The organism is Streptomyces sp. DI166 (assembly GCF_900091315.1).
GTDB classification, from domain to species: Bacteria; Actinomycetota; Actinomycetes; order Streptomycetales; family Streptomycetaceae; genus Streptomyces; species Streptomyces fuscus.
Genome location: NZ_FLSP01000142.1, coordinates 1 through 14,965, shown reverse-complemented (window position 1 = coordinate 14,965; position 14,965 = coordinate 1). Strand labels below are relative to the sequence as shown.

The following is a 14,965-nucleotide window of genomic DNA, read 5'->3' as shown; positions in this document are numbered from 1 at the left end:
ACGAGGGAATCGTGCGCTTTCTGCTCGCCGCGGGCGCGATCGGCATGCTCTTCAAGGAGAACGCCTCCATTTCCGGCGCCGAGGTCGGCTGCCAGGGCGAGGTCGGCTCCGCCTGCTCCATGGCGGCCGGTGGGCTCGCCGAGGTGCTGGGCGGCAGCCCGGAACAGGTCGAGAACGCGGCCGAGATCGGCATGGAGCACAACCTGGGCCTGACCTGCGACCCGGTCGGCGGCCTGGTCCAGATCCCCTGCATCGAACGCAACGGCATGGCCGCCGTGAAAGCGGTCACCGCCGCCCGCATGGCCCTGCGCGGCGACGGACGGCACCACGTCTCCCTCGACAAGGTCATCAGAACCATGAAACAGACGGGCGCCGACATGAAGGTCAAATACAAGGAGACCGCCCGCGGTGGGCTCGCCGTGAACGTCATCGAGTGCTGAGTAGGGGCCGTGGGACGCGTGACCGAGCGGCGACCGGTGCTGCGGATCCGTGACGGCCGGGCGAGCAGCCGCCCGGACACCCTGGTCGCGGAGGAGCCGCTGGAGATCCGTCTGAACGGCAGACCCCTCGCCGTCACCATGCGCACCCCCGGTGACGACTTCGCGCTGGCCGTCGGCTTCCTGGTGAGCGAGGGAGTCGTGGGCCGCGCCGAGGAGGTGGCCAACGTCGTGTACTGCGCGGGCGCCACGGCCGACGGCTCCAACACCTACAACGTCGTCGACGTGCGGCTCGCCCGGGGCGTGCCACTGCCCGACATCACGCTGGAGCGGAACGTGTACACCAGCTCCTCCTGCGGCCTGTGCGGCAAGGCGAGTCTGGATGCCGTACGGACGACGGCGCGTTGGGCGATCGCCGACACCCCGCCGGTCCGCGTCACCCCGCAGCTGCTGGCCGTACTGCCGGACCAACTGCGAGCCGCGCAAAGGGTGTTCGACCGGACGGGCGGCCTGCACGCGGCCGCGCTGTTCTCGCCCGAGGGCGAACTGCTGGACCTGCGCGAGGACGTGGGCCGCCACAACGCCGTGGACAAAATCGTCGGCCGCGCACTCCGCGACGACGCGCTGCCGCTGTCCCGGACCGTACTGCTGGTGTCCGGGCGGGCCTCCTTCGAGCTGGCGCAGAAGGCCGTGATGGCGGGCGTCCCGGTGCTGGCGGCGGTCTCGGCGCCCTCCTCCCTCGCCGTGGACCTGGCCACGGAGGCGGGGCTCACCCTGGTCGGCTTCCTGCGCGGCGGTTCCATGAACGTGTACGCGGGCGGGCACCGCATCGCGGCGGAGGCCGGCGCATGAGCGGGCGCGACGGCTTCCCGCGCCGCGTCGCGATGCTCAGCGTCCACACCTCGCCACTGCACCAGCCCGGTACCGGTGACGCGGGAGGGATGAACGTCTATGTCGTCGAACTCGCCCGGCGCCTGGCCGCCCGCGGTATCGAGGTCGAGATCTTCACCCGGGCCGCGTCGGCGGACCTGCCGCCCAGCGTCGTACTCGCCCCCGGCGTCCTGGTCCGGCACGTGGCCGCGGGCCCGTACGAAAGCCTGGCCAAGGAGAACCTCCTGGCGCAGCTCAGGGTCTTCGCGCACGCAGTGACCCGGACCCGGTCCGGACAGCGCCCCGGCCCCTACGACCTGATCCACTCCCACTACTGGCTCTCCGGTCACGTCGGCCGGCTGACCGCCGCCCGCTGGGGTGTCCCGCTCGTGCACGCCATGCACACCATGGCCAAGGTCAAGAACGCTCACCTCGCCCACGGCGACACCCCCGAGCCCGCCGCCCGTGTGCGCGGCGAGACCCGGGTCGTACGCGCCGCCGACCGGCTGATCGCCAACACCGCCGAGGAGGCCGACGACCTGGTCCTGCACTACGCCGCCGACCCCGCACGGGTCGCCGTCGTCCACCCCGGAGTCGACCTGGACCGCTTCTCGCCCGGCGCCGGCCGGGCCGCCGCCCGCGCCCGGCTCGGGCTCCCGCGGGACGCGCTGATCCCCCTGTTCGTGGGCCGCGTGCAGCCGTTGAAGGCGCCGGACGTCCTGTTGCATGCGGTGGCCCTGCTGCTGGAGCGGCGGCCGGGGCTGCGCGAGCGGATCGTGGTGCCGGTCGTGGGCGGGCCCAGCGGCAGCGGCCTGGCCGAGCCGGAAGGTCTGCAGAAGCTGGCCGCCCGGCTCGGGATCTCGGACGTGGTGCTGTTCCGGCCGCCGGTGCGGCAGGAGCGGCTGGCCGACTGGTACCGGGCCGCGTCCGTGCTGGTCATGCCGTCGCACAGCGAGTCCTTCGGGCTGGTCGCCGTGGAGGCGCAGGCGTGCGGTACCCCGGTCGTCGCGTCGCGGGTCGGAGGTCTGCCGGTGGCCGTACGGGACGGGGTGAGCGGCATGCTCGTACGCGGGCACGACCCGCAGGACTACGCCCGCGCCCTGGAAGCCTTCGCCGACGACCCGGAGCGCTCGGCCCGGATGGGCGGGGCCGCGGTGCGCCATGCCGGGAACTTCGGCTGGGAGACGGCAGCGGCGGCCACGGCGGAGGTGTACGCGGCGGCCCTGCCGCGGACCCACCGGCGCAAAGCGCTCGACGCGTCGGCCGGGGTGTGCCTAGGGTGATCTTCGCGGCATCGCGTGCCGGTCACCGGCCGGGTGAGGCATGGAGGCGCCGCGGATGTGCCCACGGAGGCATTCGTCTTGTCCGTAGAGTTCAACCACACCATCGTTCCCTGCCACGACCGGGAAGAGTCCGCTCGTTTCTTCGCCCGTATCCTCGGCCTTCAGGTCGGCGAACCCACGGAGCCCTTCCTGCCCGTCGACACCGCGAACGGCGTCACGCTGGACTTCGCGACCGTCGGCGGTGACATTCCGACCCTGCACTTCGCGTTCCTCGTCTCGGAGGCCGAATTCGACGGCATCCTTGCCCGGCTCGTCGAGGAGCAGATCCCCATCCAGGCCGACCCGCACGGCCGGCACCTGGGCCGCATCAACCGCAATGACGGCGGCCGGGGCGTGTACTTCCGCGAGCCGTCCGGACACGCCCTCGAAGCACTCACCCGCCCCTACGGCTCCCACCCGGAGTCGGAGCTGAACGGGGTGACCGAAGAGGTGCCGGGCGCGGCCGTGCGACCGTCCGTGCGGTGAGCAGCGCTCTCTGAAGGAGGCGGAGATGATCGAGCAGCCCCACGAACGGTCCGGAGCTTTCGAAACGGACCGCTCCGCGGAGGTCGTCGCCGCCTCCTTCGCCGCAGCGCCGGACGAGCGGCTGCGGGACATCCTCACCTCGCTCGTCCGGCACACCCACGCCTTCGTCAAGGAGGTGGGCCTGACCGCCGAGGAGTGGGCCGAGGGCATCCGCTTCCTGACCGAGACCGGCCACCGGTGCGACGCGACCCGGCAGGAGTTCATCCTGCTCTCCGACGTCCTCGGGGTGTCCTCGCTGGTGGAGTCGCTCGACAACCCGACGGACGGCCACTGCACCGAGGCCACCGTGGAGGGCCCCTTCCACCTCGTCGACTCGCCCGCCCGCGCCCTCGGCGACACCATCGACGAGACGGGCCGCAGCGGCGAGCCGTGCCTGGTCACCGGCCGGGTCACCGACACCGACGGAGCACCGGTGCCCGGCGCACGGGTGGACGTCTGGCAGGCCGACGCGGACGGCCACTACGACGTCCAGCACCCCGGCGAGATCCCGGACGGCAACCTGCGCGGCCTGTTCACCGCCGACGCCGACGGCGCCTTCCGGTTCCGCACCGTCGTCCCGCGCCCCTACCCGATCCCCACCGACGGCCCCGTGGGCGCCCTCCTCAGGGCCACCGGCCGCCACGCCAACCGCGCCGCCCACATCCACTTCCAGATCTCCGCGCCCGGAGTACGCACCCTGACGACCCATCTGTTCGCCGCGGACTCCCCTTACCTGGACTCGGACGCCGTGTTCGGGGTGAAGGCGAGCCTGATCCGCCCGTTCGCCCCGACCGACGACCCGGCCCGCGCGGCGGCACACGGGCTGCCGAACCCGTTCCGGCACGTGGACTTCCCGATCACGGTGCGCCGGCTGCAGCCCGTGGATAGGGGCAGTAGGGGCTACTTCCGCGGACCGCGCCGCTCGTAGGGTGGGCTGGATCAGTGTGCGTGTCCCGTCGCTCTTCGACCGCTGGAGGTACGGCCCGTCATGTCGGCAGTGTCCGGTCAGTTCGACACCTGGTTCCGCCGCTACGAGCCGGCCTCGCCCGGCGCCGTGAAGCTGCTCGCGCTGCCGCACGCCGGGGGTTCCGCCCCCTACTTCCTGCCGCTGGCGCGGGCGCTCGCGCCGCGCGTGGATGTGCTGTGCGTGCAGTACCCGGGGCGCCTCGACCGGCACCGGGAGCCGCCGCTCACCGACCTGAGGGAGCTGGCGGAGCGGGTGTACCGGGCGCTCGTCGGCGAACCGGTCGGGCCCGTGGTGCTGTTCGGGCACAGCATGGGCGCCGTCCTCGCGTACGAGATCGCGCGGCGGCTGGAGCGGGCCGGTGGTGGTGAGCTGCTCGGGGTCATCGCCTCGGGGCGCCGCGCGCCGCACCGGTTCCGGGAGGAGACCGTGCACCTACGGGACGACGAGGGGCTCATCGCCGAGATCCGTGAGCTGAGCGGCACCGACAAGGGCATCCTTGAGGACGAGGAACTGGTGCGCATGGTGCTGCCCGCCCTGCGCGCCGACTACCGGGCCGTGGAGACCTACCGGGAGAGCCCCGAAGTGCCGCCGCTGGCCGCCCCGGTGACCGTGCTGACCGGCGAGAGCGACCCCCGGGTCGGTCTCGACGACGCGCGCGCCTGGCAGGAGTTGACCAGCGGCGCCTTCCGCTTCCGGTCCTTCCCCGGCGGTCACTTCTATCTCAACAACCGCCCGGGGGAGGTCACCGCGGCGGTCCGGGAGAGCATCGAGGCCTTCCGCGGCGCCGCCGCCCCGACCTCCCCGTGACGGCGCGGCTCATTCGCCGAGCGCGCCCACGGCCGCCAGCCTGGTGGCCAGATCGGTGCGCTGCTTGACGTCCAGCTTCCGGTAGATCCGGGTCAGGTGCTGCTCGACGGTGCTCACCGTGATGAACAGCTTGCTGGAGATCTGCCGGTTGGTGTGCCCCTGCGCCGCCAGCGCGGCGACCCGGCTCTCCGCCTCGCTCAACCCGCCCGGCGGTTCGGCGCGTTCGGGACGCGGCTTCGCCGCGGAGCCGGCGCGGCGCCCCAACAGCCGGACGGCCGGACGCTCCGGGTCAGGGGGCGCGGGACGCGGCGCGGCCGGAGGGCGGGACGGTTCGCCCCGGTCGTCGGGTCCCAGCAGTTTCGCCGCCCGGGCGAGAAGCTGCCGGCCCTGCTCCGGGGGGACCAGACCGGCCAGCAGCCGCAGGGCGCGGCCGCGGGTGCCGTCGTCCGCCGAACGGGCGGGATCGAGCTGGTCCTCCAGCAGCCGTACGGCGTCCTGCCGCCGGCCCAGCGCGATCTGCACCCGGGCCAGGTCCAGCCGCCACGGCACCAGCGCCGCGGTGTCCATCTGCCAGGCCGCCATCTCGCGGCGGATCCAGCGCAGGTCGTCGGCGGCGGCCCGGTGGGCCCCGGCGGCGAGCTGGTAGCGGGCGCGCGCGGCCAGGTAGTGCAGCCCCAGCGGGGTGCGGAACGCCTCCGCCGGGACGGGCCGGGCGAGCCAGCGGTCGGCGTCCTCGAACCGGCCCGCCTCGGTGGCCGCCGCCACCAGCGTGCCGAGCGGCGCGGCCACCGCCACGCCCCACGCCTGCGGGGTGATCACGGTCAGCGCGGCCCGGGCCTGCTCGTCGGCCTCCTCGGGCGAGCCGAGCCGCAGCCCCGCCTCCGCGCGGATCGCGTGCAGCACCGCCTGCCAGGTCGGCGCGTACCGCACCGAGGGCCGCTCCAGCAGCGTCCGCGCCCACGCGCGGGCCGGTCCGGGCCGCCCCGCGTACACCATCACCAGCAGCAGCGCCGCCAGCAGGCCGAGCGCGCCGTCCTCGGCGAGGTACCGCTGGATCATCGGCTCGGCCCGGGCCGCGGCGTCCGCCGAGGCCCGTTCGGAATCGAGCGTGTCGGCGAGCAGGACCAGCGCGTCCAGGTAGCGGCCGGTGACGGAGGTGGCGGTGCCGGACTCCGTGACGCGCCGGGCCTCGTCGCGCGCGTCCCGGCTGTGGTCGGGGCGGCACAGGGAGGTCAGCAGGCGGGCCGCCGTGAGCAGGGTGCGGGTCCTCGCGGTCAGGCCGGGCTCCTGGGCGACGGCCGCCATGATCGCGCGGGCCGTGTCGCCGCGGCCGTGCCACAGCAGCGCGGGCACACCCGTCAGCGCGGCCGGCGTACCCAGCTCGGGCCCTTCGGCCGCGGTCAGCACCGTCAGGTCCGTGGCGGCGGACAACGGGTTGACCTGCCAGCGGGCGCGCAGCAGCAGACTGTCGTACGCGGTCCACGCACCGGTGTCGCCGGCGCGCCGCCGGGTCAGTCCGAGGCAGGCGGAGGCGAAGTCGGGGCGGCCCGTGTCCAGCGCCTGCGTGGCCGCCCGGTACAGCGCGGGCTCGGCCCAGTCCGGCTCGGCCCACTCGGCGCCGATCAGATGACGGGCGACGACCTCCGGTTCGGCGCCGTACTCGTGCAGTACCTCAGCGGCCCTGCGGTGCAGCCGGCGGCGCTCCTCGGCGGGCAGGTCGGCGAGGACGGCCGGGACGAGCGGCCGCCTCAGCAGGTCGCCGTCCACCAGCCCGCACTGGCACAGGAGCTGGACCGCCTGTGCGGTCAGGTCGGGGGTCAGGGCGAGCAGCCGGGCGAGTACGGGCAGTGGGGTGGGGCGGCCGAGTACGGCCAGGGTCTTGGCGGTGGCGCGCACCTCGGGTTCGTGCCGGTACAGGGCGCGGAGCACGGCCTGGGCGAGTGGCCCGTCGCCTCCGCCCAGTGCCGGGGCCGCCTCCGGGCGCGGGGCGGTGCCGGAAGCGACCGGATCGTCCAGGAGGGCGCGCATGAGTAAGGGGCTGCCGCCGGTCACCGCGGGGGCCAGCCGGGCGATACGGGCGCGGGCCGCCGGGACCGGGTGGGTGTCGGCGAGCAGGCCCAGCGCCTCGTCGGTGAGCGGCGCGAGGTCGATCCGGGAGAAGCAGGGCTGGCTCATCAGCTCGGCCCGGAAGTCCGGATGCGGGGTGCGCAGCGACGACGACTCGGTGAGCACCACCATGATCCGCTTGTGGCGGAGCCTGCGCACCGCGTACAGCAGACACTGCAAGGAAGCCCGGTCGGCGTGGTGCACATCGTCGACGGCGATCACCAGCGGCGCCGGGCGGGCCAGGTCGAACAGTGAGGCGAGCATGCCCTGCACGGAGGACGGCAGCGGCTGCTCGGCCGTCACGGCCCCCGGGTGGGCGGTGCCGTCGGACCGTACTCCGCTCTCCTCGACGGCGGCCGGTGCGAGCGGGGCGGCACGGGCCAGGAGGCGTACGGCGGTGGCGACCTGGCGCAGGGACGCCCGCCCCGGACCGGAACTGTCGATGAGCTGGTCCATCACGGCGAACTGCAGATCACGCTCGGCCCGTGAGCCCACCGCGCGCAGCAACTGGGCCGAGCGCTCGGTCACTTCCCGGGCGAACGCCTCCAGCAGCGCGGTCTTGCCGCTGCCGACACCGCCCGTGATCAGGCACACCTGCCCGCCGCGCCGGTCGTCGCACTGCTCGAAGGCCGCGCGGAGCCGGTCCAACTGTGCTTTCCGCTGTATCAGTACCACTCGCGTCGGTCCCCCCTGAACGCGCGATGCCCGGGAACAAGTCGGCGTGATGACGGAGGCGTCATGGCGCTCCGGTTGTGGCTGAAACCGTAGCCGTCAAGTGGTGGAGTCCGGGTCGAACGGGAGCGGTGGCGGGCTCGCGCCCACCTGGACGTCCCGTGTCGAGGACCACCTCCACCCGGCCGTCGGCAGGCCCCGCCCGCTCGGCCGGTCATACCGCGGAGCCATCGTCGAATCCCGTTCGAACCGTCAGCTTACGACAGACCAGGGGCCGAAATCTTGCCGAATCTTTGCTGTCCCATGGCTATGCCGAGCGCCCCCGGATCCGCCGCTCCACCGGCACGACACATTCCGGATCCACCCCGCCCCGAACCCCAACCCCTGTTGTCCGCACAGGGGTTGACACCACACCCCACCCCCGCACCCCGGCCCGCGACTTTAGGGGTTGGTCGGCCCCGCCCCGGCTCCCTACATTGCGAACCTGGTCCGGGTTCCGACGGAAGGGAAGCCCCAGTGTCGACGAAGCCCAGCCACGGTGCCGTGATCGGCGGCGGCCTCGCCGGGATGCTCACCGCGCGAGCCCTGCGCAGGCACCTCGACCGGGTTACCGTCATCGACCGCGACGACCTCCCCGACGGCCCCGAACCACGCAAGGGCGTCCCCCAGGCCCGCCACGCCCACCTGCTCTGGTCCGGCGGCGCACGCATCGTGGAGTCCCTGCTCCCGGGCACCCTCGACCGGCTGCGCGCCGCCGGCGCCCACCGCATCGGCGTCCCCTCCGACATGGTCAACCTGTCCCCGTACGGCTGGCAACGGCGGTTCCCCGGAACCCAGTTCCTCATCGCGGCCGACCGCCCCCTGCTCGACTGGACCGTCCGGGACCAGGTCCTCGCGGACGACGCCGTCACCCTGCTCGGCCGCACCGAGATGCACGCCCTGCGCGGCACCGCCCGCCATCTCGACGGCATCGGCGTCCGCGACCTCGACAGCGGCGAAGTCACCGAACTGGACGCCGACATCGTCGTCGACACCAGCGGACGCGGCTCCCGCCTGCGCCAGTGGACCGCACCGCTCGGCGTACCCGAACCGGAGGAGGACGTCGTCGACTCCGGCATCACCTACTCCACCCGGATCTACCGCGCCCCCGAACGGGCCGCCGCCCGCTTCCCCATGGTCAGCGTCTACGCCGACTACCGCGCCGGGGAACCCGGCCGCAGCGGACTGATCCTGCCCATCGACGACGGCCGCTGGATCGTCACCCTCTCCGGCACCCGGGGCGCCGAACCCCCCACCGATGGGCCCGGGTTCACCGCCTTCGCCGAAGGGCTGCGCCACCCCCTGGTCGGCGAACTGCTCGCCACCGCCGAACCCGAGGGCCCGGTCCGCGGCTCCCGCAGCACCGCCAACCGCCGTATCCACTACGACCGCCTGGACCGCTGGCCGGACAACCTCGTCGTCCTCGGCGACGCACTCGCCGGCTTCAACCCGGTCTACGGCCACGGCATGAGCGCCGCCGCCCGCTCCGTCGCCGTCCTCGACCGCACCCTGCGCCGCCACCGCGGCGGGCCCGACCTCGCCACCACCGCACTGCGCCGGATCGCGGAGGCCGTCGACGACCCCTGGATCCTCGCCGCCTCGCAGGACGTCTTCTACCCCGGCTGCCGCGTCGAGGCGAAGGACCCGAGGCTCTCCGAGGAACTGAACAGCCGCCAGGAGTTCTCCGAACGGGTCGGCACCGTCGGCCTGTCCGACCCGGTCGTCAGCGCCGTCTCCGCCGGAGTGACGACACTCGCGGCACCCGTCGCGAGCCTCCAGTCCCCGGCGGTCCTCAACGCGCTGCGCACCGGCCCCGCACAGCCGCCGCCGACCGAGCCGCCGCTCACGGCGGAGGAGCGGGCGCTGCTGCGCTGACCCGCCGTCGGCCCGCGCCGGGCCTCCTCAGCCAGCGCTCACGGGCGTCACATCCGACTGCCCCGCGATGATCCGGACCTCAAAGATCAGCCCTTCCCCGTTCACCCGCATCAGGCTGACCAGCCGAAACGCCACCCGGCCGGCTCCCGGCACACCCATCGTCCCCGAGACCTGAAGCGTCACGCTCGTCCCGTCCAGCGCCGCCGTCAGGGCACCCGGAACCTCCTCGATGCCCGCATCAATGGCCGCCCCCAGATGCCCGCGCAGCGCCTCCCGCCCCACCAGCACCTCGGTGCCCACCGGATCCTCGAACCGCACATCGGGCGCGAACAGGGCGAGCACACCGTCCAGATCCCCGGCGTTCATCAACCGGCAGTACTCCAGCGCGACTTCCTTGCGCTTGGCCTCGTCCAGCACCACGAACCCACCATCCTGAGAGGTCAGTTGAGGAAACGCACATCCGAGCGGCCCCAATAGGCCCGCATCTCCTCGATCAGTCCGCCCGGGCCGACCTCGACCACGAGCATGCAGGTGAACTCCAGGCGGGCCGTCCCCGGCTCCGGCGGGGCCTCCACAAGCCCGTGACGCACCAACAACGGCCCGTTCGGCAGGAAGTCCATCGTCGAGGTGACCGGAACCGCGGCGGTCCGCCCGTCCGGCGCCGCCACCGGCTCCCCGTACGCGTCGTGGACCCCGGCCGCCACCGCGCCCGCGATGTGCGAACGCAGCGCGCCATGACCGATGCGCTGCCCCGAACCCACCGGATCCTCGAACCGCACGGCGGGTGAGTACAGCGCCAACAACCCCTCCACATCACCGGAGTTGATGCGCTCGCAGTGCGCCACGGCCAGGGCCTTGCGCGTCGCTTCGTCGGGCACGGTCCCGCCCCTCACCGCTCGGCAGCACACGGACCGCAGCAGTGTCACAGCCCGCCCGTGAGCCGCGGTACCCCTACCCGTACCCCCTCCCCACCCCTATTCCGCTCCGCCCTCCCGGCACTCCCGCCGGACCGGCAGATCAGGGGTTGGGCGGGCCCGTCAGGGGTTCCTAGGGTTGGGGTCATTCCCGGCCGCCGGCGGGGCGACGAGGCGCCGCTCCGCCGCCCGGACACCGCACCCCGCCCGGCCCCGATCCGGTACCCGTCCCGATGCACGATCCGGTACTCGACCGAATGCACGATCCGGTACTCGTCCCGAACCACTGAAGCCGAGCTCAATGGGAGACCTGGTGGCGAATACGGGCAGCTCTGTCGGACGCACGACCCCCGCGGACACGCGGACCGGGGCATCCCCCGAGCAGACATCCCCTGAGCAGGCACCCCCCGAGCAGATCGCCGTCGTCGGCCTCGCCTGCCGCCTCCCCGGCGCCCCCGACCCGGCCGCCTTCTGGGACCTGCTGCGCGAGGGCCGCGACGCCATCACCACCACCCCGCCCGAACGCTGGGACGCCGACGCCCACTTCGACCCCGACATCACCGCCAAGGGCAAGATCAACACCCGGCGCGGCGGCTACCTCGACCACGTCGACCGCTTCGACCCCGCCTTCTTCGGCATCTCCCCCCGCGAAGCCACCGCCATGGACCCCCAGCAACGCCTGATGCTGGAACTGGGCTGGGAGAGCCTGGAGAACGCCGGAATCGTCCCCGCCACCCTCGCCGACCGCGCCACCGGAGTCTTCATCGGCGCCATCTGGGACGACTACGCCGCCCTCCTGCACCGCCGGGGCGCCGGTGCCATCGGCGCGCACAGCGTCACCGGGCTGCACCGCAGCATCATCGCCAACCGCCTCTCCTACACGCTCCGGCTCAGCGGCCCGAGCATGACCGTCGACACCGGCCAGTCCTCCTCCCTCGTCGCCGTCCACCTCGCCTGCGAAAGCCTGCGCAGCGGCGAGAGCGACATCGCCCTCGCCGGCGGCGTCAACCTCAACCTCGTCCCCGAGAGCACCATCGGCGCCGCCAAGTTCGGCGCCCTCTCACCCGACGGCCGCTGCTACACCTTCGACGCCCGCGCCAACGGCTACGTACGCGGCGAGGGCGCCGCACTCGTCGTCCTCAAACCCCTCTCCCGCGCCCTCGCCGACGGCGACCACATCCACTGCGTCATCGTCTCCAGCGCCACCGGCAACGACGGCGGCGGCGAGGGCCTGACCGTGCCCACCCCCGAGGGCCAGCACCGGGTCCTCACCCAGGCCTACCGCAGAGCCGGAATCGACCCCGCCCGCCTCCAGTACGTCGAACTCCACGGCACCGGCACCCGCCGCGGCGACCCGGTCGAGGCCACCGCCCTCGGCACCGCGGCCGGTACCGCGGCGCGCGCCGCGGGCCGCCGCGTCACCGTCGGCTCGGTCAAGACCAACATCGGGCACCTCGAAGGCGCCGCCGGCATCGCCGGACTCCTCAAGACCGTCCTCGCCCTGCGCCACCGCGAACTGCCCGCCAGCCTCAACTTCGAACACCCCCACCCCGACATCCCCCTCGACGACCTGGGCCTGCGCGTCAACACCGCCCTGAGCGACTGGCCCCGGCCGGACGAACAACTCCTCGCAGGGGTCAGCTCCTTCGGCATGGGCGGCACCAACTGCCACGTCGTGCTGGCGGAAGCACCCGACGGCGACCGGGAGGAACCGCCCGCCGAGGCGAACGGGACGGTGCCCGGCTGGCCCCTCTCGGCCCGTACCGGGACCGCGCTGCGCGCGCAGGCCCGCCGGCTCCGGGACCACGTCGACACCCACCCGGAGCCGAACGCCGCCGACATCGGCCACTCGCTGGCCACGACCCGAACGGCCTTCGCCCATCGGGCGGTCGTCGTAGCCATGGAACGGGACCGGGCGGTCACGGCGCTCGCGGCCCTGGCCGCCGGCCGGTCCTCGGCGGATGTCGTGACAGGCACGGTCACCGAGGGCAAGACCGCCGTCCTGTTCTCCGGACAGGGCAGCCAACGCCTCGGCATGGGGCGCGAGTTGTACACAACCCGGCCCGCCTTCGCCCGAGCCCTCGACGACGCCTGCGCGTACCTCGACCCGGAGGTGCGCGAGCTCCTGCTGACCGCCGAACCCACGCCCGCCAACACGGCCCGGCTGAACCGCACAGCCCTCACCCAGAGTGCCCTTTTCGCCATCGAGGTCGCCCTCTACCGGCTGGCCGAATCCCTCGGGCTGACCGCCGACCACCTCCTCGGCCACTCCGTCGGCGAAATCGCCGCCGCCCACGTCTCCGGAGTGCTCTCCCTCCCCGACGCCTGCGCCCTCGTCACCGCCCGCGGGCGCCTGATGCAGGCACAGCCCGACGGGGGCGCCATGGTCGCGCTGGAGGCGACCGAGGCGGAGGTCGCGGCCGAACTCGGTGACCTCGACGGCCGTATCACCGTCGCCGCCGTCAACGGACCTCGCTCATGCGTCGTCTCCGGGGACGCCGACGCCGTCACCGCCTACGCCGCGACCTGGGCCGGACGCGGCCGGAAGACCCATGCGCTCAGGGTCAGCCATGCCTTCCACTCCGCCCATATGGACGGGATGCTGCAGGAGTTCCGGGAGGCGGCGCGCGGGCTCACCTTCCATCCGCCCGCCATCCCGATCGTCTCGAACCTCACCGGGCGACCCGCCCCGGCCGAGGACCTCTGCGACCCGGACTACTGGGTACGCCATGTCCGCCAGGCGGTCCGGTTCGCCGACGGGGTCGAGTGGCTCCTGGACGAGGGTGCCACGACGTTCCTGGAGCTGGGGCCCGACGGGGCTCTCGCCGCGCTGGCCCGCGAGTGCCTGGCAGCCCGGCCGGACGACACCCGCCCCGCCGACGTCACCTTTCTCACCGCGCTGCGCCGCGACCGGGGCGAGGAGCAGACGCTGCGGCATGCGATCGCGGGGCTGTACGTGCGGGGCGCGGTGCCGGCGGTGGCCGTGGCCCCGTGCGGGCGGCGGGTGGAGCTGCCCACGTATGCGTTTCAGCGGAAGCGGTACTGGCTGGAGGACGGCGAGGGGGCGGACGGGGCGGCAGCCGGGGCGGCGGATGGCGCGGCGGTTCGGGATGGGGGCGGGGCCGAGGAGGGCCCGGTCGGCGAAGGCGGCGGGGCGGCGGCCGAGGACGGCACGGCAGGTGACTGGCGGGAGCGTCTGTCCGGACTCGGGAGTACGGCCGAGCAGAGCCGGGCCGTGCTGGAGCAGGTGCGCGAGGAGATCGGGATCGTTCTCGGGCACGCGGCCGACGATCTCGACGCGATCGACGTCACCTGGACCTTCAAGGACCTGGGCTTCGACTCCCTGTCCTCCGTCGAACTCCGGGACCGGCTGAGCGCCGCGACCGGTCTGCGCCTGCCGTCCGGGCTTCTCTTCGACTACCCGACCCCGGCCGCCCTCGCCGATCACCTGCGTGCGGAGCTGCTCGGGGATGCGGTTACTCCGGCCTCGGTGCCCGCCGCCAGGGCGCACACCGGTGAACCCATCGCCATCGTCGGTATGGCCTGCCGGTACCCCGGGGGCATCGCCTCTCCGGCGGACCTGTGGCGCGTCGTCCGTGACGAGGTCGATGTCATCACGCCGTTCCCCGATGACCGCGGCTGGGACCTGGACGCCCTGTACCACCCCGATCCCGCCCACCACGGCACCAGCTACACGCGAGAGGGCGGATTCCTGACGGATGCCGCCGGGTTCGACGCCGAGTTCTTCGGCATCTCGCCGCGTGAGGCGGTGGCGATGGACCCGCAGCAGCGGTTGCTGCTGGAGACGAGCTGGGAGGCGATCGAGTACGCGGGTATCGCGCCGGGCTCCCTGCGGGGCTCGAACAGCGGGGTCTTCGCCGGTGCCACGGCCCAGGACTACGGTGACCGACTGCACGAGGCCGCCGAACCCGTCGAGGGTTTCACCCTGACCGGCAACGCCGCGAGTGTCGTCTCCGGGCGCCTGTCCTACGCCCTGGGCCTGGAGGGGCCCGCGGTCACGGTCGACACGGCGTGTTCGTCGTCGCTGGTGGCATTGCACCTGGCGGTGCAGTCGCTGCGGAACGGGGAGTGCGACCTGGCGTTGGCGGGCGGGGTCACCGTCATGCCTACGCCCGGAATGTTCGTGGAGTTCAGCCGTCAGCGGGGGCTGGCGGCGGACGGTCGCTGCAAGCCGTTCGCGGCTGCGGCCGACGGGACGGGGTGGGCCGAGGGCGTCGGCGTCCTCGTCGTCGAGCGGCTGTCGGACGCGCGGGCCAAGGGGCACCGGGTGCTGGCCGTGGTGCGAGGGTCGGCCATCAACCAGGACGGTGCCTCCAACGGCCTGTCCGCGCCCAACGGGCCCTCGCAGCAGCGCGTGATTCGGGCGGGGCTCGCCAACGCCGGTCTCTCGCCCGCTGACGTCGATGTGAT

At 73.6% G+C, this 14,965-nt stretch carries 11 protein-coding genes; 8 read left to right on the top strand and 3 right to left on the bottom strand.

Annotated features, from left to right (window positions below; genetic code table 11):
* From GA0115233_RS37425 to GA0115233_RS37400, 6 genes are all read left to right on the top strand, one after another.
* On the top strand, positions 1-440 hold a 440-nt coding region (locus GA0115233_RS37425; RefSeq protein ID WP_176712079.1), incomplete at its 5' end, for an L-serine ammonia-lyase, iron-sulfur-dependent, subunit alpha.
* 9 nt (positions 441-449) lie between these two features.
* Entirely contained in the window at positions 450-1,289 is an 840-nt protein-coding gene (fdhD, locus tag GA0115233_RS37420; RefSeq protein WP_093724866.1) for a formate dehydrogenase accessory sulfurtransferase FdhD, read from the top strand.
* The gene (gene mshA / locus GA0115233_RS37415; RefSeq protein ID WP_093724864.1) at positions 1,286-2,590 is read left to right on the top strand and encodes a D-inositol-3-phosphate glycosyltransferase; all 1,305 of its coding nucleotides are present in this window, start codon (positions 1,286-1,288) and stop codon (positions 2,588-2,590) included. Before fdhD ends, mshA begins: the two co-directional genes overlap by 4 nt.
* Positions 2,591-2,668: 78 nt before the next feature.
* A complete protein-coding gene (locus GA0115233_RS37410; RefSeq protein ID WP_093724870.1) occupies positions 2,669-3,115 on the top strand; it encodes a VOC family protein in 447 nt (148 codons plus the stop codon).
* A 25-nt stretch (positions 3,116-3,140) separates the two neighbouring features.
* A complete protein-coding gene (locus tag GA0115233_RS37405) occupies positions 3,141-4,082 on the top strand; it encodes a dioxygenase family protein (protein WP_093724862.1) in 942 nt (313 codons plus the stop codon).
* A gap of 60 nt (positions 4,083-4,142) precedes the next feature.
* Entirely contained in the window at positions 4,143-4,928 is a 786-nt protein-coding gene (locus GA0115233_RS37400) for a thioesterase II family protein (protein WP_093724860.1), read from the top strand.
* 9 nt (positions 4,929-4,937) lie between these two features.
* On the opposite strand, the gene GA0115233_RS37395 is transcribed toward GA0115233_RS37400, so the two are convergent.
* On the bottom strand, positions 4,938-7,709 hold the full coding sequence (locus tag GA0115233_RS37395) for a helix-turn-helix transcriptional regulator (RefSeq protein WP_093724858.1): 2,772 nt from the start codon (positions 7,707-7,709) through the stop codon (positions 4,938-4,940).
* Positions 7,710-8,222: 513 nt separating this feature from the next.
* On the opposite strand from GA0115233_RS37395, the gene GA0115233_RS37390 reads away from it, so the two are divergent.
* Positions 8,223-9,620, top strand: coding sequence for an FAD-dependent oxidoreductase (locus GA0115233_RS37390; RefSeq protein ID WP_255310482.1), 1,398 nt, complete (start codon positions 8,223-8,225; stop codon positions 9,618-9,620).
* A gap of 27 nt (positions 9,621-9,647) precedes the next feature.
* Here GA0115233_RS37390 and GA0115233_RS37385 read toward each other — a convergent pair whose 3' ends face one another.
* Positions 9,648-10,040, bottom strand: coding sequence for a nuclear transport factor 2 family protein (locus GA0115233_RS37385; RefSeq protein ID WP_093724856.1), 393 nt, complete (start codon positions 10,038-10,040; stop codon positions 9,648-9,650).
* A 20-nt stretch (positions 10,041-10,060) separates the two neighbouring features.
* Positions 10,061-10,498 carry a nuclear transport factor 2 family protein gene (locus GA0115233_RS37380; protein WP_176712078.1) on the bottom strand — a complete coding sequence of 146 codons (438 nt, stop codon included), beginning with the start codon at positions 10,496-10,498 and terminating at the stop codon, positions 10,061-10,063.
* A 451-nt stretch (positions 10,499-10,949) separates the two neighbouring features.
* Between GA0115233_RS37380 and GA0115233_RS37375 the strand changes: the two genes are divergently transcribed.
* On the top strand, positions 10,950-14,965 hold a 4,016-nt coding region (locus GA0115233_RS37375), incomplete at its 3' end, for a type I polyketide synthase (RefSeq protein WP_255310483.1).